The organism is uncultured Alistipes sp., from assembly GCF_963931675.1.
Classification (GTDB): domain Bacteria; phylum Bacteroidota; class Bacteroidia; order Bacteroidales; family Rikenellaceae; genus Alistipes.
This window is the reverse complement of sequence record NZ_OZ007039.1, coordinates 3,140,245-3,161,437: the sequence shown is the minus strand read 5'-3', so window position 1 is coordinate 3,161,437 and position 21,193 is coordinate 3,140,245. Positions and strand designations below refer to the sequence as shown.

General features: G+C 62.1%; 19 protein-coding genes. 6 read left to right on the top strand and 13 right to left on the bottom strand.

Going from position 1 to position 21,193, the window contains the following annotated elements; all coding sequences use genetic code 11:
- Positions 1-6: 6 nt before the first annotated feature.
- The 4 genes from uvrA to dapB form a co-directional block, all read right to left on the bottom strand.
- Entirely contained in the window at positions 7-2,796 is a 2,790-nt protein-coding gene (gene uvrA, locus ABGT65_RS13490) for an excinuclease ABC subunit UvrA (protein ID WP_346702893.1), read from the bottom strand.
- A 207-nt stretch (positions 2,797-3,003) separates the two neighbouring features.
- Positions 3,004-3,603 carry a YigZ family protein gene (locus ABGT65_RS13485; protein ID WP_346702892.1) on the bottom strand — a complete coding sequence of 200 codons (600 nt, stop codon included), beginning with the start codon at positions 3,601-3,603 and terminating at the stop codon, positions 3,004-3,006.
- Between the two features lie 3 nt (positions 3,604-3,606).
- Positions 3,607-4,959 (bottom strand): signal peptidase I, encoded by a 1,353-nt coding sequence (lepB, locus tag ABGT65_RS13480; RefSeq protein ID WP_346702890.1) that lies wholly within the window; start codon positions 4,957-4,959, stop codon positions 3,607-3,609.
- A gap of 19 nt (positions 4,960-4,978) precedes the next feature.
- Positions 4,979-5,737 carry a 4-hydroxy-tetrahydrodipicolinate reductase gene (gene dapB, locus ABGT65_RS13475; RefSeq protein WP_346702888.1) on the bottom strand — a complete coding sequence of 253 codons (759 nt, stop codon included), beginning with the start codon at positions 5,735-5,737 and terminating at the stop codon, positions 4,979-4,981.
- Between the two features lie 124 nt (positions 5,738-5,861).
- Between dapB and truA the strand changes: the two genes are divergently transcribed.
- Positions 5,862-6,644, top strand: coding sequence for a tRNA pseudouridine(38-40) synthase TruA (truA, locus tag ABGT65_RS13470; protein ID WP_346702886.1), 783 nt, complete (start codon positions 5,862-5,864; stop codon positions 6,642-6,644).
- A gap of 52 nt (positions 6,645-6,696) precedes the next feature.
- Here truA and ABGT65_RS13465 read toward each other — a convergent pair whose 3' ends face one another.
- From ABGT65_RS13465 to ABGT65_RS13440, 6 genes are all read right to left on the bottom strand, one after another.
- A complete protein-coding gene (locus ABGT65_RS13465; protein WP_346702884.1) occupies positions 6,697-7,902 on the bottom strand; it encodes a peptidoglycan DD-metalloendopeptidase family protein in 1,206 nt (401 codons plus the stop codon).
- 35 nt (positions 7,903-7,937) lie between these two features.
- Positions 7,938-8,507 (bottom strand): DUF3109 family protein, encoded by a 570-nt coding sequence (locus tag ABGT65_RS13460; protein WP_346702882.1) that lies wholly within the window; start codon positions 8,505-8,507, stop codon positions 7,938-7,940.
- On the bottom strand, positions 8,504-9,487 hold the full coding sequence (locus ABGT65_RS13455; RefSeq protein ID WP_346702880.1) for a D-alanine--D-alanine ligase: 984 nt from the start codon (positions 9,485-9,487) through the stop codon (positions 8,504-8,506). The genes ABGT65_RS13460 and ABGT65_RS13455 overlap by 4 nt, the downstream gene beginning before the upstream one ends.
- Positions 9,488-9,489: 2 nt before the next feature.
- Positions 9,490-10,299, bottom strand: coding sequence for an adenylyltransferase/cytidyltransferase family protein (locus ABGT65_RS13450; RefSeq protein ID WP_346702878.1), 810 nt, complete (start codon positions 10,297-10,299; stop codon positions 9,490-9,492).
- A gap of 4 nt (positions 10,300-10,303) precedes the next feature.
- Entirely contained in the window at positions 10,304-10,867 is a 564-nt protein-coding gene (gmk, locus tag ABGT65_RS13445) for a guanylate kinase (RefSeq protein WP_346702876.1), read from the bottom strand.
- Positions 10,868-11,164: 297 nt separating this feature from the next.
- Complete coding sequence (locus tag ABGT65_RS13440) at positions 11,165-12,037, bottom strand: YicC/YloC family endoribonuclease (protein ID WP_346703102.1); 873 nt, start codon at positions 12,035-12,037, stop codon at positions 11,165-11,167.
- A 193-nt stretch (positions 12,038-12,230) separates the two neighbouring features.
- Between ABGT65_RS13440 and serC the strand changes: the two genes are divergently transcribed.
- The 4 genes from serC to ABGT65_RS13420 all read left to right on the top strand — a co-directional run bounded on the left by serC (position 12,231) and on the right by ABGT65_RS13420 (position 16,378).
- The gene (serC, locus tag ABGT65_RS13435; RefSeq protein ID WP_346702874.1) at positions 12,231-13,304 is read left to right on the top strand and encodes a 3-phosphoserine/phosphohydroxythreonine transaminase; all 1,074 of its coding nucleotides are present in this window, start codon (positions 12,231-12,233) and stop codon (positions 13,302-13,304) included.
- A 111-nt stretch (positions 13,305-13,415) separates the two neighbouring features.
- Positions 13,416-14,339 carry a 3-phosphoglycerate dehydrogenase gene (locus ABGT65_RS13430; RefSeq protein WP_346703101.1) on the top strand — a complete coding sequence of 308 codons (924 nt, stop codon included), beginning with the start codon at positions 13,416-13,418 and terminating at the stop codon, positions 14,337-14,339.
- Between the two features lie 119 nt (positions 14,340-14,458).
- Complete coding sequence (locus ABGT65_RS13425; protein WP_346702872.1) at positions 14,459-15,709, top strand: DUF1015 domain-containing protein; 1,251 nt, start codon at positions 14,459-14,461, stop codon at positions 15,707-15,709.
- 129 nt (positions 15,710-15,838) lie between these two features.
- The gene (locus ABGT65_RS13420; RefSeq protein WP_346702871.1) at positions 15,839-16,378 is read left to right on the top strand and encodes a DUF805 domain-containing protein; all 540 of its coding nucleotides are present in this window, start codon (positions 15,839-15,841) and stop codon (positions 16,376-16,378) included.
- 15 nt (positions 16,379-16,393) lie between these two features.
- Here ABGT65_RS13420 and proC read toward each other — a convergent pair whose 3' ends face one another.
- From proC to ABGT65_RS13405, 3 genes are all read right to left on the bottom strand, one after another.
- Positions 16,394-17,185 (bottom strand): pyrroline-5-carboxylate reductase, encoded by a 792-nt coding sequence (gene proC, locus ABGT65_RS13415; protein ID WP_346702869.1) that lies wholly within the window; start codon positions 17,183-17,185, stop codon positions 16,394-16,396.
- Between the two features lie 82 nt (positions 17,186-17,267).
- Entirely contained in the window at positions 17,268-17,936 is a 669-nt protein-coding gene (locus ABGT65_RS13410; RefSeq protein ID WP_346702867.1) for a YggS family pyridoxal phosphate-dependent enzyme, read from the bottom strand.
- Positions 17,937-18,068: 132 nt separating this feature from the next.
- Positions 18,069-19,340 carry a WD40-like domain containing protein gene (locus ABGT65_RS13405; protein ID WP_346702865.1) on the bottom strand — a complete coding sequence of 424 codons (1,272 nt, stop codon included), beginning with the start codon at positions 19,338-19,340 and terminating at the stop codon, positions 18,069-18,071.
- A 154-nt stretch (positions 19,341-19,494) separates the two neighbouring features.
- Here ABGT65_RS13405 and ABGT65_RS13400 point away from each other — a divergent pair, with 154 nt between their 5' ends.
- Positions 19,495-21,192 carry a C69 family dipeptidase gene (locus ABGT65_RS13400; RefSeq protein WP_346702863.1) on the top strand — a complete coding sequence of 566 codons (1,698 nt, stop codon included), beginning with the start codon at positions 19,495-19,497 and terminating at the stop codon, positions 21,190-21,192.
- The last annotated feature ends 1 nt before the right edge of the window (position 21,193 follow it).

Below are 21,193 nucleotides of genomic sequence, written 5' to 3'. Positions count from 1 at the left end.
GGCGGTTCAGTGTTTGGTGTGGCGGCGGAGGTAGTCGCCGGTGTGGCTTTCGGGACAGCGCTCCAGATCGCGGGGCGTACCTTCGAAGACGACCCGTCCACCCTCCTCTCCGGCTTCGGGTCCGAGGTCCACGACCCAGTCGGCGCACTTGATGATGTCCATGTTGTGCTCGACGACGACGATCGTGTGCCCGCGTTCGATCAGGGCGTTGAACGCCGCGAGGAGCTTCGAGATGTCGTGGAAATGGAGCCCGGTGGTGGGTTCGTCGAAGATGAACATCACGCCGCCCTGCGCGGCATCCTTCGTGAGGAACGAGGCGAGTTTCACACGCTGGCTCTCGCCGCCGGAGAGGGTCGAGGAGGATTGTCCGAGCTTGATGTACCCGAGTCCGACATCCTGCAGGGGCTGGAGGCGTTCGATGATCCGGCGGCAGGTGGCGTTGCGGAGATCCTCGCCGAAGAAATCGATGGCCTCGTCGATGGTCATCTCCAGGACGTCGTAGATCGACCGGCCGCGGTACTTGACTTCGAGGATCTCGTCGCGGAAACGTTTTCCGCCGCAGGCTTCGCAGACCAGTTCGACATCGGCCATGAACTGCATCGATACCTTGATGACGCCTTCGCCCTGACACTCTTCGCAGCGGCCTCCGGCGATGTTGAACGAGAAGGCCGAGGGTCCGAGGCCGTTGTGCTGGGCATAGGGCTGGTCGGCGAAGAGTTTCCGGATTTCGTCGTAGGCCTTGATGTACGTGACGGGATTCGAGCGGGAGGACTTTCCGATGGGGTTCTGGTCGACCATCTCGACCGACTTGAGCAGTTGTACGTCGCCCTCCAGTCCGTCGAAATCGCCGGGTTTCAGCCCCGTATCGTAGAGCATCCGCCTCAGTGCGGGATAGAGGATTCCCTTGGCGAGGGATGATTTTCCCGAGCCGCTGACGCCGGTGATGCAGGTCATCACGCCGAGCGGGATCCGGACGTCGATGTTGCGGAGGTTGTTTTCGCGGGCGCCGCGGATCCGGATCGAGCGGCTCCAGCCGCGGACGCTCGTCGGGACGGCGATTTCGCGGCGTCCGGTGAGGTAGTCTGCCGTGAGGCTGCGGTCGCACTTCAGCAGTCCGTCGAGCGTGCCGTTGAAGACCACTTCGCCGCCGTTGTACCCGGCTTTGGGACCGATGTCGACGATCCAGTCGGCGGCGCGGATCACCTCCTCCTCGTGTTCGACGACGATCACCGTGTTTCCCAGGTCGCGCAGCTGTTTCAGCACGCCGATCAGACGGTTCGTATCGCGGGGATGCAGGCCGATCGAGGGTTCGTCGAGGATGTAGAGCGAGCCGGTGAGGTTGCTTCCGAGCGATGTGGAGAGGTTGATGCGCTGGCTTTCGCCTCCGGAGAGGGTCGACGAGAGGCGGTCGAGGGTCAAATATCCCAACCCCACGTCCGCGAGGTACTGCAGGCGGTTGCGGATCTCGACGAGGATGCGGGCAGCGGCCTTTGCGTCGTGGTCGTCGAGCTGCAGGTCGGCGAAGAAGGCGATCAGCTCGTCGACGGGCATCCGGACCAGGTCTGCGATCGTGCGTCCTCCGACCTGCACGTAGAGGGCTTCGCGGCGGAGGCGCGAACCGCCGCATTCGGGGCAGACGGTCTTGCCCGTATAGCGGGCCTTCATCACGCGGAACTGGATCTTGCGCCGCTCGGAGTCGATGTACTGGAAGAATTCGTCGAGACCGTGGAAATACTGGTTCCCGCGCCAGAGCAGGCGTTTCTGGTCGGGGGTCAGCTCGTGAAAGGGGGTGTGGATCGGAAAGTCGAACTTTGCGGCGTTGTCGATGAGCTGCTGTTTCCAGCGACGCATGGTCTCGCCGCGCCAGCAGGCGATGGCATCCTCGTAGATGGTTTTGCTCTTGTCGGGGATGACGAGGTCCTCGTCGATGCCGATGACCTTCCCGTACCCTTCGCAGCGGGGGCAGGCCCCGAGGGGGTTGTTGAAGCTGAAGAGGTGTTCGGTCGGGGGTTCGAACTCGATTCCGTCGGCCTCGAAGCGCGACGAGAATGCGCGCAGTCCGTCGTCGGTGACCGTTTCGCAGACGCCTCCGCCGTAGGAGAAGGCGCGTGCCACCGAATCGCGGATGCGGGTCGGGGTCTCCTCGTCGTCATTCACGCGCAGGCGGTCGACGACGATACGCAGGTCGTCGGCCTTCGTGTCGGGCCCGATTCCGGGCAACACATCCTCGATGAGCCGCACTTCACCGCCGGTGTAGAGACGCATGAAACCCTCGGAGAGCAGCAGTGTCAGCTTTTCGATGATCCCCTGCCCTTCGGCGAGCACCAGCGGGGCTGCGATGACGATGCGCTGTCCGCGGTGTTCGAGGAGGTATTCGGCGACGTCGTCCGTCGAGTAGCAGCGGACCTCTTCGCCCGAGACGGGCGAGAAGGTGTGGCCCACGCGGGCGAAAAGGAGCTTCAGGTAGTCGTAGATTTCGGTGGTCGTGCCGACGGTCGAACGGGGGTTGCGGGTGTTGACCTTCTGTTCGATGGCGATGGCCGGAGCGATTCCCTCGATGATGTCGACATCGGGTTTGTTGATCTTGCCGAGGAACTGCCGGGCATAGGCCGAGAGGCTCTCGACATAGCGTCGCTGCCCTTCGGCGAAGATGGTGTCGAAGGCGAGGGTCGACTTTCCGGAACCCGACAGTCCGGTGATGACGACCAGTTTTTCGTGCGGGATCTCCAACTCGATGTTGCGGAGGTTGTGGACCCGCGCGCCCTTTATGTAGATGCAGTTTTCGTGTTTTTCCATATCCGTAAGGTCCGCGTCTTGCGGACCTGTTCTGCTGTTCGTTTGTTTCTACTCCCGAAGGGCGCCTGCGGTCCGACCGCTCTCCTTTTTGCCCTTCTCCTGCCCTTCTCCTGCCCTTCTCCTGCCCTTCTCCTGCCCTTCTCTCTTCCGTCTTATCCTCTCCGGTTCCTCTCTCCTCCGGCCCTTCTCTCTTTCGGCCCGCTCTTTCTACTCCCGGAGGGAGCCGCCGGCCTTGCGGAGGCGCTCTTCGAGCAGGTCGGCGCGGCTTTCGCGGATCGTGAGCTGCAGGGTACAGAGGTTGTCGAAAGCCTGCTCCTCGATCCGGGGCTGCAACTCCTTGACCGCGCGCATGATGTCGTTCATCGCCACATAGGGGAAATCGACGGTGACGATCCGGTCGACGGTCCGCTCGACGATCTGCGCGGCTTCGATGGCCGCGGCGGCCGACTCCTTGTAAGCGGCGATCAACCCGGGAACCCCGAGCTTCGTGCCGCCGAAGTAGCGGACCACGACTACGAGACAATCGGTGATGTCGTTCGAGAGCAGCTGCCCGAGAATCGGCTTTCCGGCCGTTCCCGAAGGCTCGCCGTCGTCGTTGGCGCGGAATGCCTCGCCGCGGGGTCCGAGCCGCCAGGCGTAACAGTGGTGCGTGGCGTCGAAGAAACGCTTGCGCAGGGCATCCAGATGGCCGCGGATCTCCTCCTCGCTGCGGACGGGATAGATCCACGCGAGGAACTTGCTGCTCCGTTCGCGACAGGCTGCCTCGGCGGGCGCCGCAACGGTCCGGTAGAGGTCGTCGGGCTGCATGTCCTACCGCACTTTCCGGAAGAGGCGCTCCCAGCGGATGTTCGAGGGGAACTTCTTGTTGGCGTCGAGCGATAGCCAGACGAACGAGGCCTTTCCGACGATGTGGTCCTCGGGAACATAGCCCCAGAAGCGCGAATCGGCCGAATTGTGGCGGTTGTCACCCATCATCCAGTAGTAGTCCATGGCGAAGGTGTACTGCGTGGCGGGTTCTCCGTCGATGCGGATCGCGCCGTCGCGCACGTCGAGCTCATGCCCCTCGTATGCCTCGATGATCCGGCGGAAGAGCGGCAGGTTGTCGGGCGTGAGTTCGACCGTCGCGCCCTTCTTCGGGATCCAGATCGGGCCGTAGTTGTCCTGGCTCCAGCGGGCTTCGTTCCACTGGGGGAATACGTCGGTCGAGGGGGTGTAGATGTAGGGGCGGATCGAGATGACGTTGTTCAGGTTCCCGATCTTCTCGGCGGTCTCCCGGGTGAGGGCCATGTAGTAGGCGGCGCCGTTCCCGCTGTATTCGGTGATTCCGAGGTTGTCGAGGGCGTATTGCGTGAAGGGTGCGTTTGTCTGCACGATGTAGGAGCTCTGCAGCCCGGGGATCGGCTCCTGGGGCTCTCCGTTGACAAAGACCTGTCCGTCACGGATTACGAGCGAGTCGCCGGGCAGGGCCACGCAGCGCTTGATGTAGTTTTCGCGTTTGTCCACGGGGCGGCTGATGACCGTGTACTTCTCGTTGAGGCGTTTGCGTCCCTCCTCCTTTCCGAACGACTCCTCGAAACCGCGCAGCACGTCGTAATAGGTCACCGACTGGTTTTCCAGGAGCACGGTGTCGCCGGCCGGGAAGTTGAAGACCACGACGTCGTTTCGGCGGATGGGCTTGAGTCCCTTGAGCCGGTGGTAGGGCCACTTGATCGCTTCGGAGAATGATTTTTTGGTCTGCGAGAAGGGCATCGTGTGGTGGACGAAGGGGAACGACAGGGGCGTGTTGGGCATCTGGGGCCCGTATGATACCTTGCTGACGTAGAGGTAGTCACCGACGAGCAGCGACTTCTCCATCGACGAGGTGGGGATCACGTACATCTGGAAGATGAAGATGTGCACGAGCGAAGCGACGACCGTTGCGAAGATGATGGCGTTGACCCACTCGTAAACGGTCTTGTAGAGTTTGTTCCGTTTACAGAGTTCGGTATTCCGGTGCCAGACGTAGCGGTAGAAGAGCTTCGAGATGTAGAGGTCGTAGATGACGGGCAGGCCGATCAGGAGCCAGAGGTTCCCGGTCCAGACGACGAACCAGAGCGTATAGAGCAGGGCGGCCAGCGTGAACCCGACCCATTTGTTTCTGAAAAAAGCCTTGATTTTTTGCATGTTGTCTCGGTTGTTTCAACTATTTCAGCAGGTCATCCATGCCGTACACGCCCTTCTTTCCGCAGAGGAATTCGGCTGCTACGACGGCTCCTTGCGCCAGCGTGCGGCGGTTCTTGATTTCGTGGCGGAGTTCGAGGATGTCGTCCTCGGACTCGTAGGTCACGGTGTGAATACCCGGGACCATTCCCTCGCGCACCGAACGGATCTCGATGCGGTCGGCCGGCGTATCCTCGCTGCGCTCCACGCGGTTTGCGGCGTGTTCGATACCCGGAGCGAAGTTCACCCACCCGGTTTTTCCGGGGAGGTTTTCGAGGATTCCTTCGGCCAGGGTGATGGCCGTACCGCTCGGGGCATCCTTCTTCTGGGTGTGGTGGACCTCCTCGATGCGGACCTCGTAACCGCCCCCGAGGCGTCCGACCAGTGCGGCGAGCTGGCGGTTGAGGCGGAACAGGAGGTTGACGCCCAGGCAGTAGTTCGAGGCGTAGAAGAGCGCCCCGCCGCGCTGGCGGCACAACTCCTGCAGTTCGGCCAGGCGGTCTGTCCAGCCGGTTGTTCCGCTGACGACGGCCACGCCGCACTCCAGACAGGTGCGGATGTTGTCGTAAGCCGTGGCGGGCGTGGTGAATTCGATAGCCACGTCGATGCCCTTCAGGTGTCCGGCATCGAGGTCGCGGGCATTGTCGAGGTCGATGACGAGGGCGGTTTCGTGTCCCCGTTCGGCGAGGATCCGTTCGATTTCGCGGCCCATCTTGCCGTATCCGATGATTGCAGCCTTCATGTCGTAGTGCGGTTCGAAAATTCAGTTCCGACAAAGATACGAATAAATTCGGAAACTAAACGCAGCGACCCCGGTTTATCGTATGTGCGAAATGCGTATCTTTGTACCGAAAAAGAAGTTGTCCATGCGATATTTTCTCGAACTCCGCTATCTGGGAGCGGCCTATTGCGGGTGGCAGCGGCAGCCTGACCAGCCGTCGGTGCAGCAGACCCTCGAACGGGCCCTGACGACGCTCCTCCGCGAACCGGTCGAGGTGACCGGAGCGGGTCGCACCGATACGGGGGTGAATGCCTCGTATTATGTGGCGCATTTCGATTGTTCGGCACCGGTCGCGGATCCGGCGCAGACGCTCTACAAATTGAATTTCCTGCTTCCGGAGGACATCTCGGCGGAGGGTCTGACGGCGGTTGCGGACGATGCGCACGCGCGGTTCCACGCCCGGGAGCGCGAGTACCGCTACTACATCGAACCGCACAAGAATCCCTTCACGCGCCACCTGACGTGGCAGTATTACGTGCCGCTGGACCTCGGGCGGATGAACCGCGCGGCGGCCCTGCTGCCGGAGTACGAGGATTTCACGTCGTTTGCCAAACTCAACTCGAACAACCGGACGAACATCTGCCACGTGATGCGGGCGGAGTGGACGCTTCTGGCGGACGGGCGTCTCTGTTTTACAATCCGTGCGGACCGTTTTCTGCGGAACATGGTCCGGGCGATTGTGGGGACGCTGGTCGACGTGGGCCGGGGGCGTTATACGCCGGAGGATTTCCGGGCGATCATCGAGAGCCGGGACCTGTCGCGTTCGAGTGCCGGGGCCCCGGCGCAGGGGCTCTTTTTGAGCGATGTCCGCTACCCTGCCGGGATCTTCGAACGGGGCCGTTCCCGAACCTCGGAGACCGGGAACTGAAATGGCAGACGGACCGCTTCAAAGCGGTCCGTCCGTTTTCCGTGCCTGGCGCCTATCGTACCCGGAGGGTGCGTCCGATGCGCAGGATGGTCGTCGACTTGATGCCGTTCAGGCGGCAGATGTTCGTCACGGTCGTGCCGTACTTGATGGCCAGCGCCCCCAGCGTGTCGCCCGAGCGGATCTTGTGGTAACGCATGGCGGCCTTTTCGGCAGCCTCCTTCTTGTCCTGCTCCTCGTTGGCGATCTCATCGTCGAAATCCTGCCCGGCATTGGAGTAGATGCTGAAGAAGGATTTTTTCAGCAGGAAGGTTTCGCGGCACAGGATGCCGTTCTTGAAGTCGATCAGCCGTTCGGGGTCGAACGCCTGCCCGTAGTAACGGGTTTCGAAGTGGAGGTGGGGACCCGTCGAGCGCCCTGTCGAACCGCCCAAACCGATGATGTGCCCGGCCTCGACCCACGTTCCGGGCTCGACGAGCCGCTCCGAGAGGTGGCCGTAATAGGTTTCCAGGCCGTTGTCGTGGCGGATGATGACCAGATTGCCGTATCCGCGGACGTACTTCGAGATGCGCACGCGGCCGCAGAACGTGGCATAGATCGAATCGCCCATCTTGAGCGGGAGGTCGACGCCCTGATGGCGGCGTCCGCGGCGGGGACCGTACTTGCCGCGGGGGTTCACGGCACCCTTGTAGGGATAGTGGTAGCTCTTCGTCGAGTCGACCAGGTCGATCACGACCGACTGGGGCATCGACGACATGTCGACCTCCTGATATGGGAAAAGCGACGTCGTATCCCAATACTTTTCGAAGATCGTGCTGTCCTTGGCCACGGCGCGGTTGCGGACGTACTTCCAGGTGTTGTTGGCGTAGAGGATGACGTGCAGGGCGTCATTTCCCGAATCGAGCGTGTCGAGGACCGTCAGTCCGTGGGTATCGAACGTCGATTCGATCTGCTTGCGCTGCAGGCGGAGCTGCAGGTCGGCGATGGAGTCTGCGGCAGCCTGTTTCGGGTCGACGGGTTTGGCTTCGGCCTCGCGGACGCTCCGGGTCCGGTTTTCCAGGCGGGCTTCCATCCTGTCGAGCAGGTTCTGCAGCGAGTCGATGGCAGCGTCCTGCAGTCCCGAGAGACGGCGCAGCGAATCGGCTTCGGCCATCGCCTCGACGGCCTGCTCCTGGAGCCGGGCCCGCGAGGGCCGGGCCGCCCGGGCTTCGGCAGCAACAGCGGCCGCCAGCAGGGCGAAGGTCAGTACGTATTTTTTCATCTTCGATCGGTATCTTGTATCGGTGTATGTTCGGTTTACTGTTTGATCAGCTCTTCGGCGGCTTCGAGTGCCTTGTAGAACTCCTCGCCGAAGCGGCGGATGATCGGTTCGCGCAACGCCTTGTAGACCGGGATCCCGAGTTTGGCGCCGCACCGCCGGGCCGGGGCGCAGACCGACCAGCGGTGGTAGTTGAGCCCCACGGTTCCGTTCGAGAAGCGCATCACGCGGATCGGATAGAGGTGGCACGAGATCGGTTTGCGGAACGACGTCCTGCCCTCCTGCCACGCCTTCTCGATGGCGCAGAGCGTCACGCCGTTTTCCTGATAGGTGTAGGCGCATTCGGCATCGTTGACCAGCGGCGTGGTGAGGTCGCCCTCCTCGTCCACGACCATGAAACCCTGCCGTTCGACGGCCTCGATGCCTTCGCCGGTCATGTAGGGGCGGTAATTCGGGTATTCGCGTGCGAGGATCTCCACCTCGTCGGCTTCAAGCGGTGCTCCGGCATTTCCCTCCACGCAGCAGATGCCCTTGCACTGCGCCAGATCGCAGGCGAAACATTCGCGCAGCAGGTCGGCGCTTACGATTTTGTCGTCGATCTCGATCATTTGCGGCAGGTGTCGGCGATAATCAGGTCATACAACTCGCCGAGCGACAGCCCCATTGCGCGGGCCTGCTTCGGAACGATGCTCCCGGCGCTCATCCCCGGGATCGAGTTCAGCTCGATGAAATAGGGTTTTCCGGCGGGGGTTACGATGAAGTCGACCCTGACGACACCCGAGCAGCGGCACGCCCGGTAAGCCTCGCGGGTCATGCGGTTCAACTCCCTGCGCACCTCGTCGGGAATCTGCGCCGGGGTGATCTCCTCGGAGCGTCCGGCGGTGTATTTGGCCTCGTAGTCGAAGAAGTCGTTCTTGGGAACGATCTCCGTAATGGGAAAGATGTACTCCTTTTCGCGCGTGACGAGGATTCCGCATCCCATTTCGCGGCCCGTGATGCACTCCTCGATAAGGATTTCGTCGTCCTGGGCGAATGCCGCCTCAATGGCTGCCGGGAGCTCTCCGGCCGTGTGGACCTTCGTCACGCCGAACGACGAGCCGTTGGCATTGGGCTTCACGAAGAGCGGCAGCCCCAGCCCGGCGACGATCTCATCCGTCTCCCACGCCTCGCCGCGGCGCAGGAACCGTTCGCGGGCCAGGTTGACGCGCCCGGCCAGCGTGCGCTTGGTGGTGATCTTGTCGAACGTCACCACCGACGAGACCATCGAGCACGACGAATAGGGAACGCCCATCATGTCGAGATAGCCTTGCAGCCGTCCGTCCTCGCCCGGGGTGCCGTGGATGAGGATCAGCGCGTAGTCGAAGAGCTTGTGTTCGCCGTCGATCGTGATCGAGAAGTCGTTCTTGTCGACCTGCCACTGCCGGCCGTCGGGCGACGTGTGGTGCCAGTCGCGGTGGTGGAGGTCGATGGCCGTGATGTCGTATTTCGTGTGATCGAGTGCCGCTTCGATCTGTGCGGCGCTCTGGAGGGCGATCTCCCGCTCGGGAGAGTCGCCGCCCGCCAGAAGGGCGATCTTCAAACGTGTCATTTTCAGGGGTTGTATATGTCTTTGTATCGGAATTCCAGAATCTCCTGCACCATCTGTGCGAACTGCCGGGCCTCGACATGCGCCGCATCGATGCGCAGCACGGCGTTGAAGTCGTTCAGGGCCGGGCCCCACTCGCCCATGCGGTAGTGGAGCCTGCCGCGTTCGAGGAGCAGTTCCACGTCGCCGGGCCGTGCGGCGATCCGGGCCGTGAGCTCCGCGATGCGGGTTGCGGGGCTCCAGAGCCCCTTTTTGCGGATGTAGTCGAGGACCCCGGGGTCGAGCATCGTCGAGACATCCTCGCCGCGGGCGATCCGCTCGCGGACGTCGGTGGCGGCGAACTCCTGCAGCGGTGCATCGTCGAGAAGCGTGATGCGGCCCTCGAACCCCCGGGTCTCCTTCCCGCGCCGGGGGTAGACGTAAATGGGATATTCGAGCACCTTTTCATACGCTTTCCAGCCTTTGAGTCCGGCGATCTGGTCGCCGCCCATCAGGATCGAAAACGCCATCTCCGACCCGAAGTTCTCCTGCAGGTAACGAAGGGTGTTTATTGTGTATGAAGGTTTTGGCAACAAAAACTCTACGGCCGACGGCTTGATCCGGTCGGGGTGCTTCGAGGCCCGGCAGGCGATCTCGGCCATCTCGAAGCGGTCCAGCTCCGGAGCGAGCTCCCCGGCCTCCTTGTAGGGGCTCTGCGGGGAGACGATCAACGCCACCTCGTCGCACAGACCCTGGTCGAGCACATACTCCGCCAGGGCAATGTGTCCCCTGTGGATGGGGTTGAACGACCCGAAATAGAGCATTTCGCGTTTCATGCGGCTATCGGGCGATGAAGTGTTCGAGGATTTCACAGGCCCGGGCCACGGCGTCATCGAGGCGGTCATTGACCACCACCTGGTCGAATTCCGGGGCCTTCGTCAACTCGAATTCGGCTTTGGCCACGCGCCGTTCGATCGCCTCCGAGGCATCGGTGCCGCGTGCGACGAGGCGTCGGCGCAACTCCTCGATCGAGGGGGCCATGATGAAGATCGAGCATGCCTCGTCGCCGAAGATCCGCTTGAGGTTGATGCCCCCCAGGACATCGACGTCGAAGACGATCACGTGACCTTTCGCCCAGATGCGCTCCACCTCGCTGCGCAGCGTGCCGTAGCAGGTGCCCTTGTAGACCTCCTCCCACTCCACGAAGCGCTCTTCGGCGACGGCCTGCGCAAACTCCTCCTGCGAGAGGAAATAGTAGTCCACGCCGTTGCGTTCGGCACCCCGCGGGGCGCGGCTCGTGGCCGAAATGGAGAACTCCAGCTGCGGATAGCGCGCCAGCAGCTCCTTGACGATGGTGGTTTTGCCCGATCCGCTCGGGGCTGAAAATATGATGACTTTTCCCATTTTTTCTTAGCGTCTTGTTTTTCGGAACCTGGACCGCGCCCGGCGGGATTATTTCGGAGCCCTTCCGGTTCGTCCTCCGTCCTCCGGCCTTCCGGCTCCCTTCCCTTCCGGTCCGTCCTCCGTCCTCGTCGATCCGTTCTCCGTCCTCGTCGGTCTGTCCTCCGGCCTTCCGGCTCCCTCCCCTTCCGGTCCGTTCTCCGTCCTCGTCGATCCGTCCTCCGTCCTCGTCGGTCTGTCCTCCGGCCTTCCGGCTCCCTCCCCTTCCGGTCCGTTCTCCGGCCCCCGCGGTTCGGAAAACTACAAAATATTGAGTACCTGTTCCTTGATCTTCTCCAGCTCGTCCTTCATCTTGACGACGAGGATCTGGATGTTCGTCTCGTTGGCCTTCGAGCCCATGGTATTGATCTCGCGGCCCATCTCCTGGGCGATGAATCCCAGTTTGCGGCCCACGCCCTCCTCCTGGGCCGCCACTTCGCGGAAGTAGCGGCAGTGGTTCGTCAGGCGCACCTTCTCCTCGGTGATGTCGAGTTTTTCGAGGTAGAAGATCATCTCCTGCTCCAGGCGGTTGCGGTCGACCTCGACGGCCAGTTTCGAGAGGTTTTCCAGGATGCGCGCCCTGATGGTCTCGGTGCGGGCCTGCTCGAAGGGTACGACCTCGTTTTTGTACTGTTCGATCAGGTCGACGCGCCGCAGCAGGTCGGCAATGAGCGTGGCGCCCTCCTGCGTGCGGAAGGCGTCGAGTTGTGCGGCGGCAGCCTCCGTGGCGGCCAGCAGTGCGTCGTGCTCCTCGTCGGAGATCGTCTCGGCCTCGGTGGCCACAACATCCGGCAGGCGCATCAGCGTATGGGTCGCTGCGGCATCCCACTCCGGGGTGTCGGTCGTCAGACCGGCGGACCTCGCCGCTTCACGCAACTGGGCGGCATAGGCGGCGAAGACTTCGCGGTTGATGTGCGCCGAGGTCTCCACAACCTGCGATTCGACGTTGACGAAAACATCGACCTTGCCCCGCTGGAGCAGGCGCGTCACCAGGTTGCGGATCTCGTATTCCGACTGCCGGTAGATGGCCGGGAGCCTAAGGGCGAGGTCCAGCTGCTTGGAGTTCAGGGAACGGATCTCCACGGTGATCTTCTTATTTCGGAGTGCGGCTTCTCCCTTCCCGAAGCCGGTCATGGACTTTATCATGGCATTGCATGGCTTGAATTCGGGAACAAAAGTAGTAAAAACAAATCAAAAAGGCGACGATTCTTGCCGGGGAGTGAAATTTATTTGGCGAAGATTGTGTTTATAAAATTTTTTTATTTATATTTGTGTTAGCAAACTAACAGATTGGGACCGGATATTCAAAATCACATAACAAATTATTATGAAAAAGCACAATTTCAATGCGGGACCGTCCATTCTGGCGGACGAAGTGATCGAAAATGCGGCCAAGGCCGTTCTCGACTTCAACGGATCGGGACTTTCGATTCTTTCGATTTCGCACCGTACGAAGGATTTCGATGCCGTGATGGAGGAGGCCGATGCGCTTTTCCGCGAGTTGCTCCACATCCCCGACAACTACAAGATCATCTATCTGGGCGGAGGTGCGAGTACCTATTTCTATGAGATTCCTGCGAACTTTCTGGGCAAGAAGGCCGGTTATGTGAATACGGGCGTCTGGTCGAAGAAGGCCATCAAGGAGGCCAAACGTTACGGCGAAGTCGAGGTGCTGGCCTCGTCCGAGGACCGCAACTTCACCTACATCCCCAAGGGATTCGCCATTCCCGAGGATCTGGACTACGTACATATCACCTCGAACAATACGATCTACGGTACGGAATACCACGAGGATCTGACCTCTCCGGTGCCGCTGATCGCCGACATGTCGTCGGACATCCTCTCGCGTCCGGTCGACGTGACGAAATACGCCATGATCTACGGCGGCGCGCAGAAGAACCTCGCCCCGGCGGGCGTCGCCTTCGGCATCATCCGCGAGGAGATGCTCGACCGCATCGTGCGCGACCTGCCGACGATGATGTCCTACCGCACGCACGTCGAGAACAACTCGATGTTCAACACGCCTCCCGTCTTCCCGATCTACGTGCTCAAGGAGACGCTGCGTTGGTTGAAATCCATCGGTGGCGTGCCGGAGATCTACCGCCGCAACCGGGAAAAGGCCGCCCTGCTCTACGACGAGATCGACCGCAACCCGCTCTTCCGCGGTACGGTCGAGAAGGAGGACCGTTCGCTGATGAACATCTGCTTCGTCATGCAGGAGGGCTACGAGGAGCTGGCTCCCGAATTCCTCGAATTCACCAAGAGCCGCGACATCGTCGGCATCAAGGGCCACCGTCTGGTGGGCGGATTCCGCGCTTCGTGCTACAACGCCCTGCCGATCGAGAGTGTCCGCGTGCTGGTGGAGTGTATGCAGGAGTTCGCGGCCAAGCACGCCAAATAACCCGCTGCCATGCCGCTCGTTACGCGCGTCCCGACCGGTTACGATGCCCTTACCGGTGAGGTGAAGGCCTGGGACATCCAAGAAATGTTGAATACGGAAATTTTGAAACCCATGAAGATTCTGGTAGCAACGGAGAAGCCTTTTGCCAGGAAGGCGGTCGACGGAATCCGCGAGATCGTCGAACAGGCCGGTTACGAACTGGCACTCCTCGAAAAGTATACCGACAAGGGCCAGCTGCTCGAAGCCGTGGCCGATGCCGACGGCATCATTATCCGCAGCGACAAGATCACCGCGGAGGTGATCGCCGCGGCGAAAAACCTCCGCATCGTGGTGCGGGCCGGCGCAGGTTACGACAACGTCGACCTGGCGGCCGCTACGGAGCGCGGCATCGTGGTGATGAACACCCCGGGTCAGAACTCCAACGCCGTGGCCGAACTGGCCGTGGCGATGATGATCTACATGTCGCGCAACCGCTTCACGCCCGGTACGGGCTCGGAGATCCAGGGCAAGACGCTCGGCATCCACGCCTACGGCAACGTCGGCAAACTGGTCGGCCGCAAGGGCAAGGCCCTGGGCATGAAGGTCATCGCCTACGATCCCTTCATCACGGACGGTGCGGTCTTCGCGGCCGACGGTGTGGAGCAGGTGACCTCGGCCGAGGAGCTCTACAAGCGGGCTGACTTCCTCTCGCTGCACATCCCCGCCACGCCGCAGACCGTCGGCTCGATCGGCTACGACCTGCTGATGTCGATGCCCAAGGGCGCCACGCTGGTCAACACTGCCCGCAAGGAGGTGATCGACGAGGCCGGGCTGCTGCGTGCGCTGACCGAACGCGAGGATCTGAAATACATCACCGACATCGCGGCCGGAAATCAGGCCGAGCTGGACGAGAAGTTCGGCAAACGGGTCTTCGCCACCCCGAAGAAGATGGGGGCCGAGACCGCCGAGGCGAACATCAACGCCGGCCTGGCCGCGGCCCGTCAGATCGTGGACTTCCTGAAGAACGGCAACCGGAAATTCCAGGTCAACAGGTAGGGAGGTTCGGATACGTGGGAAAGGCGGGTGCGACCGATGGACGGGCCCGCCTTTTTCGCTTGAATATTCACCTGAATGATTGAACCAACCAAACAATAATCGAAAACAACCGAAAGACTATGGTACGAATCAAACCTTTCCGTGCGGTGCGTCCGCCGAAAGAGCACGCGGCCGAGGTGGCGTCGCGCCCCTATGACGTGCTGAACTCCGCCGAGGCGAAGGCCGAGGCTACGGAGCGTTCGCTGCTGCACATCATCAAACCCGAGATCGACTTCGATCCCATTGCCGATGAGCATTCGCAGGCCGTTTACGAGAAGGCGGTGGAGAATTTCCGCCGCTGGCAGCGGGAGGGCTGGCTGCAGCAGGACCCCGAGGAGTACTATTATATTTATGCGCAGACGATGGAGGGCCGCACGCAGTACGGTCTGGCCATGTGCTGCCACTTTGAGGACTACCTCTCGGGTGCGATCAAGAAGCATGAGCTCACGCGCCCCGACAAGGAGGAGGACCGCATGATCCACGTGCGCAACCAGCAGGCCAACATCGAGCCGGTCTTCTTCGCCTACCCGGACAACGCCGAGATCGATGCCATTGTCAATGACATCGTGGCGAACAACGCCCCGGAGTACGACTTCACGGCGGCCGACGGCTTCGGGCACAAGCTGTGGGTGATCCGCGACCGGAAGACGAACGACCGCATCACGGAGATCTTTTCGGGAATCCCGGCTCTGTACGTCGCAGACGGCCATCACCGTACGGCTGCCGCCGCGCGGGTGGGCGCCGAGTGCAAGGCGAAGAATCCGAACCATACGGGCGAGGAGGAGTATTGCTACTTCCTGGCCGTGACGTTCCCGGCCAACCAGTTGCGGATCATCGACTACAACCGCGTGGTGAAGGACCTGAACGGCCTGACCCCGGCGGAGCTGGTCGAGCGGCTCAAAGAGTCGTTCGAGGTGGAGGACAAGGGCACGGAGGAGTACCGCCCGACGGGCCTGCACAACTTCTCGATGTACCTCGAAGGCCACTGGTGGAGCCTGACGGCCAAGCCGGGAACCTACGACGACAACGACCCGATCGGGGTGCTGGACGTCACGGTGCTCTCGAACCTCGTACTGGACAGGATCCTCGGCATCGAGGACCTGCGCACCTCGAAGCGCATCGATTTCGTGGGCGGGATCCGGGGCCTGGGCGAACTGAAGCGGCGTGTCGACAGCGGCGAGATGAAGGTGGCCTTTGCGCTCTACCCCGTCTCGATGCAGCAGCTGATCAACATTGCCGACACGGGCAACATCATGCCTCCGAAGACGACGTGGTTCGAACCGAAACTGCGTTCGGGCGTGGTGATCCACTCCTTTGCCGGGGAGGAGTAGCCGATGATGGCGTGCGGAGGGTTCGGGATTCCGAACCCTCCGCTGTTTTCAGGGGATTGCGAGGCGGAAAATCGAATAAAATGACTAACTTTGGTTTGGATTCCCCCCCCCTCCTAAAATCATCGCGTTATGAAGTGGTTTTTCAAATGTATCCGCAACTACGTGAATTTCTCGGGACGCGCCCGCCGGACGGAGTTCTGGTACTTTGTCCTCTTTTCGTGTCTGCTGATGCTCGTGGCCATGGCGCTGGATGTGGTCTGTTTCAGAAACCCCTACAAGTTTTTCTACCTGGCGGTGTCGCTGTTTCTCTTCCTGCCCCAGCTTGCGGTTTCGGCGCGGCGGCTCCACGACACGGGCCGCACCTCCAAATGGCTGCTCTGGAATTACCTGGCCCTGCTTGCTTGGGCGGTGGCTGCTCTGGTGCTTTCGGGGTTGTCGGCTTTCGGCGGAAGCCCGAAAGCATCCGCATGGTGCCTTTTCGTGCTTTGCGGTGGCTGTGTGCTCTTTTTCGTCTGGGAGATCGTTTTTCTGGTGTGGTTCTGCCTGCCCGGAACCCCCGGGGCGAACAAGTACGGTCCCGATCCCAAACAGGACGAGAATGCGCAATCCGGAAGACCCGGAGAGCCGCCATCGCGCTCCGCACCGAACAGGCCGGGGCAGGCGGGCTGAAAGTCCGGGGATACCCTACTTCTTGTTGATTTTGGCGTCGATGGCGTCGATGGCCGCAATCACCGCCCCGCGGAACCCCCGCTGTTCGAGTTCCCCGACCCCTACGATCGTCGTGCCGCCCGGCGAGCAGACCGCATCCTTCATCGCACCCGGGTGCTGGCCCGTTTCGAGTTGGAGTTTGCCCGTTCCGACGATCATCTGGCTCACCATCCGGTAGGCATCGGCACGCGGAATACCGTACTTGAGCGCCGCATCGGCCAGCGCCTCGATGAACATCGCCACGAAGGCCGGGCTGCACCCGCAGATCGTCCCGGCCAATCCCAGCAGCGGCGTGTCGACCGTCAGCACCAGCCCCACATGCGAGAAGAGCTCCTCCATGGTTTTCAGCTGTTCATCCGAAAGCGAGTGCCGGCGTTCGAAGACGACGATGCCCTCGCAGACCGCAACCGGCGTATTGGGGCACGTGCTCAGGTGGGCCGTGCCGGGCGCGAGCATCCGCTCGTAGTCGTCGAACGTGAGGCCCGCGGCCACCGAGACGACGATCTTCGATTTCAATGCCGTGCGGATCGGTTCGACGACCGCCCCGACCTGGTAGGGTTTCACGGCGATGACCACTACGTCGGCAAACGCGGCGACCTCGGCCGACGAATCGAAGGCCCGGAAACCGAAAGGTTCCGTATTGCGTTGGAGTTTGGCCCGGTCGCGGGCGCAGGCCCCGATGGCGTCGGCCTCGACCGCCCCGCCGCGCACCATACCGCGGGCCAGGGCCTGGGCCATGTTTCCGAATCCGATAAATCCGATTTTCATAGCGAGAGATAGATAATAGATATTTGGAAGGCTGCGCCGCTTTCGGGCCGCAGCGGATGTTTGTCTGAAATCTGAGAAGGGTTTATTTCGAATAGTCGCGTTCGCCGAAGATCAGCGACCCGACGCGCACCATGGTCGATCCGCACGCGACGGCCAGCGGGTAGTCGTGCGACATGCCCATCGAGAGGGTGTCGAACGCCGGGCCGAACTTCGGTCGCAGCTCCTCGAAACAGCGGCGCAGCGCATCGAAATCGCGGCGGACGACGGTTTCGTCGTCGGTGTTCGTGGCGATGCCCATCACGCCGCGCACGCGCAGGTTGGGCATTCCGGCGAAGGGATCCGCGGCGAGGTATGCGCGCAGTTCGTCGAGGTTCCAGCCCGTTTTGGTCTCTTCGGCGGCGACGTGGATCTCCAGCAGAATGTCGATCACCCGGCCGCATTTCACGGCCTCCTTTTGGATCGCCTCGGCGAGCCGGGCGCTGTCCACCGATTCGATCAGTGCGATGAACGGTGCGATGTATTTGATCTTGTTGGTCTGCAGGTGGCCGATCATGTGCCACACAATATCCTTCGGCAGCGCTTCGTACTTCGCGCGCAGCTCCTGGGGGCGGCTTTCGCCGAAGATGCGCTGCCCGGCGCCGTAGGCCGTGCGGATCGCCTCCGCGGGGTGGGTTTTCGACACGGCGACGAGCGTCACCCCCGCAGGCAGCGACTGCCGGACCAGGGCCAGTTGGGATGCAATCTCTGACATGGGCTTGCTAATTTTCCGTAAAAATAGGGAAAAATCCGCCTCGACGGATGGTTTTGTCCGGAAAATCTGCGGTCGGCGGCTCCGCCGGGCTTACTGTGCCCGGAAAATCACACGGTCGGAACCGCTTCGGGCTTACTGCGCCAGGAAAATGCCCGTCACGGCGGAGAGGTCGGCATCGTTCAGGACCCCCGTCCCGGAGTGCGTTGCGGGGTTATAGATCCAGGCTTCGCGCTGGCCTTCGAACTCGGTCATCACGCCGATCCGGACCTCGGGCACTGTCGTCCCGGACGACTCCTCCCCGGACGAATCTTCCCCCGCCACGACACACTGGGTCATCGACAGCACCCGGCCGGCAACCAAGAGGTCGGTTTGTTCCAATTTGGGTTTCAACTCCAGTGTGGCAGGGTCGAGGGGTTGGAACCAGGTCATGTTCCCGTGCAGTGCGGCATAGCCGCCCACGCGCTCCAGCCGTGCGGGATCGTCGGCCGACGGTTGCATGATCCAGTAAGGGAGCAGGTATTCCGACGCAACGGCCGGACCGAGCAGCGCCCCGAAGCCTCCGGACAGCGGAAGCACCAGCGGCGAAAAGGTGCCGTCGTCGTTGCGCACCGTGAGCAGAAGCGCCTGGAAAGCATAGGCGAAGGGCTGGCGGACGATGCGGTCCGCGGTGACGCCTTCGGGCAGCTGCCACGAATAGGGCTGCGACGTGCCGCCGGAGAGGTAGAGCCGGTCGTCGCGGCCGTAGAGAGCCGCCACCGCCGAGGCGGAGATCGATCCCGCAAGCAAGGCTCCGTCGCCCGATTCCTGCGTATGACGGGTCACGAGGTCGAGGTCGACGAGCCGTCCGTCCGCCATGCCGCAGGCCGTGCCGGTGCCGATGCTCCCCACGGCATAATCCAGCGTCAGGCCGGTGGTCAGCACCTCCTCGCGCATATCGGTCGAGGCGTACATCGGGCCACGGGCCACGGAGGTTCCGCCCGCAGCAGTCGGCGTAAGCGTATAGAGAAAGGGTTCGTGCTGCACGCCGTCGCTCACGCGGATCGTGCCGAGCGTCTGGAAGATTCCCCCGCGGAAGAGCTGTACCCCGACCGTCGAGGGAGGATAGTGGCCCGGGGCCAGGAAGGTGATCGACCCGGCCGTGCGCTCCGTTACGATGCCCCGGACCCCCTTGGCACAGCCCTCCGGGGCAAACTCCTCCGAACCGCCGGTCCAGGCAATTTCGAACCGGATTTCGTCCCCCGATTCGAACCCCGAGGCCGTGACGGTCACACGATCGCCCGGCTCAAACTCCCCGTCGGCAGGCATCATGATGTCGGTCACCAGGATCTCCTTCGGGCGTTCCACCTTGAGACCGCACCCCGACGCGAAGAGACAGATAAACAGCACCGCACAAATCCTACGCATGACAAAATATTGGTTTTTACGATTTTACCTCCGCAGCGGGAGGGGCATTTCCGGGCGTGAAAAGGTTGTTGCCGTCACAAATATACGATTTTGAATCGATCGGCGCAGCGGTTTCCGGCTTTTTTTCTATCTTTACGTGCTAAACCCGAAAAACATGAAAAATTTCCGATTGATGCTCGCAGCCTTCGCCGCCGTAGCCGGTTACGGAGCGGTTTCGGCCTGCACCAACTTCATCGTCACGAAGGGCGCCTCGACCGACGGTTCGGTCATGGTGACCTACGCGGCGGACTCCCACGCCCTCTACGGAGCCCTCTACCACACCCCCGGCGGCCGACACAAGGCCGGGGCGATGCTTCCCGTCTACGAGTGGGACACGGGCCGCTACCTCTGCGACATTCCGCAGCTCCGCGAGACCTGGTCCACCGTGGGCAACATGAACGAACACTCGCTCATCATCGGCGAAACCACCTACGGCGGACGTGAGGAGCTCGTCGACACCACGGGCCGCATCGACTACGGTTCGCTGATCTACATCGCCCTGCAACGCGCCCGCACGGCCCGTGAGGCCATCCGCGTGATCGTCGACCTGGCCAACACGCACGGTTATGCGTCGAGCGGCGAGTCGTTCTCGATCGCCGACCCGAACGAGGCGTGGATCATGGAGCTCATCGGCAAGGGATACAAGGACGACGGCAAGGGCGGGAACGCCCGCAAGGGAATCGTCTGGGTGGCTCGCCGCATTCCCGACGGGTATGTCTCGGCCCACGCCAACCAGGCGCGGATCACCACCTTCCCGAAGGATGACCCCGAAAACTGTCTCTATGCCCCCGACGTCGTGGAGTTTGCCCGCGAGATGGGTTATTTTAAGGGTACGGACGAGGAGTTCAGCTTCGCCGATGCCTACTGCCCGGCCGACTTCGGCACCGTCCGCGGTTGTGATGCCCGCGTGTGGGCCTTCTTCCGCACCGTGGCCGACGGCATGGACGCCTACGAGGACTACGCCATGGGCTACAACCTCCAGAACCGGATGCCGCTGTGGGTGAAACCCCGCACGAAGATCTCCCCGAAGGTCCTGTTCGACTGTATGCGCGACCACTATGAGGGTACGCCGATGGACATGACCACGGACCTCGGGGCCGGAGGCCACAACTGCCCCTACCGCTGGCGCCCGATGGAGTTCGAGGTCGACGGCGAGACCTATCTCAACGAGCGCGCCACGGCCACGCAGCAGACCGGATTCTGGTTCGTGGGACAGGCCCGCGCCGATCGTCCCGCCGACATGGGAATCCTCTGGTTCGGGGTCGACGACGCCGCAACGTCGTGCCTGACGCCGATCTTCTGCTCGGCGCAGGAGGTCCCCGAGTGCTTCCGCGAAGGAAACGGCTCGATGCTCGAATACTCGCCCACGTCGGCCTTCTGGCTCTTCAACCGCACGACCAACTTCGCCTACATGCGTTACGACATGATCGCGGCCGACATCCGCAAGGTCACCGACCAGTGGGAGAACGCCCGCCTGGCCGAGATGGAGACGATCATGGCCCGCACCGGAAGGATGTCGCCCGCGGCGCGGCGCAACTACCTTACCGACCTGAGCGTCTCGACGGCCCAGGAGCTCTTTGACCGCTGGCAGCGGCTCAACGGCTACCTGCTCATCAAGTACATCGACGGCAACGTCAAGAGCGAGCACGGCGACGTGCTGTCGTTCCTCGACGGCGACGGCTCGGCCGCGCACTTCGTCGACAACGGGAACGGCAGGCAGATCCCCGACAAGATCCAGTTCCCGGGCTACAACGAAAAGTGGAAACGGGCCGTGGCCGCCGACAACGGCGAGGTGCTGAAAGTGCGCAAATAAC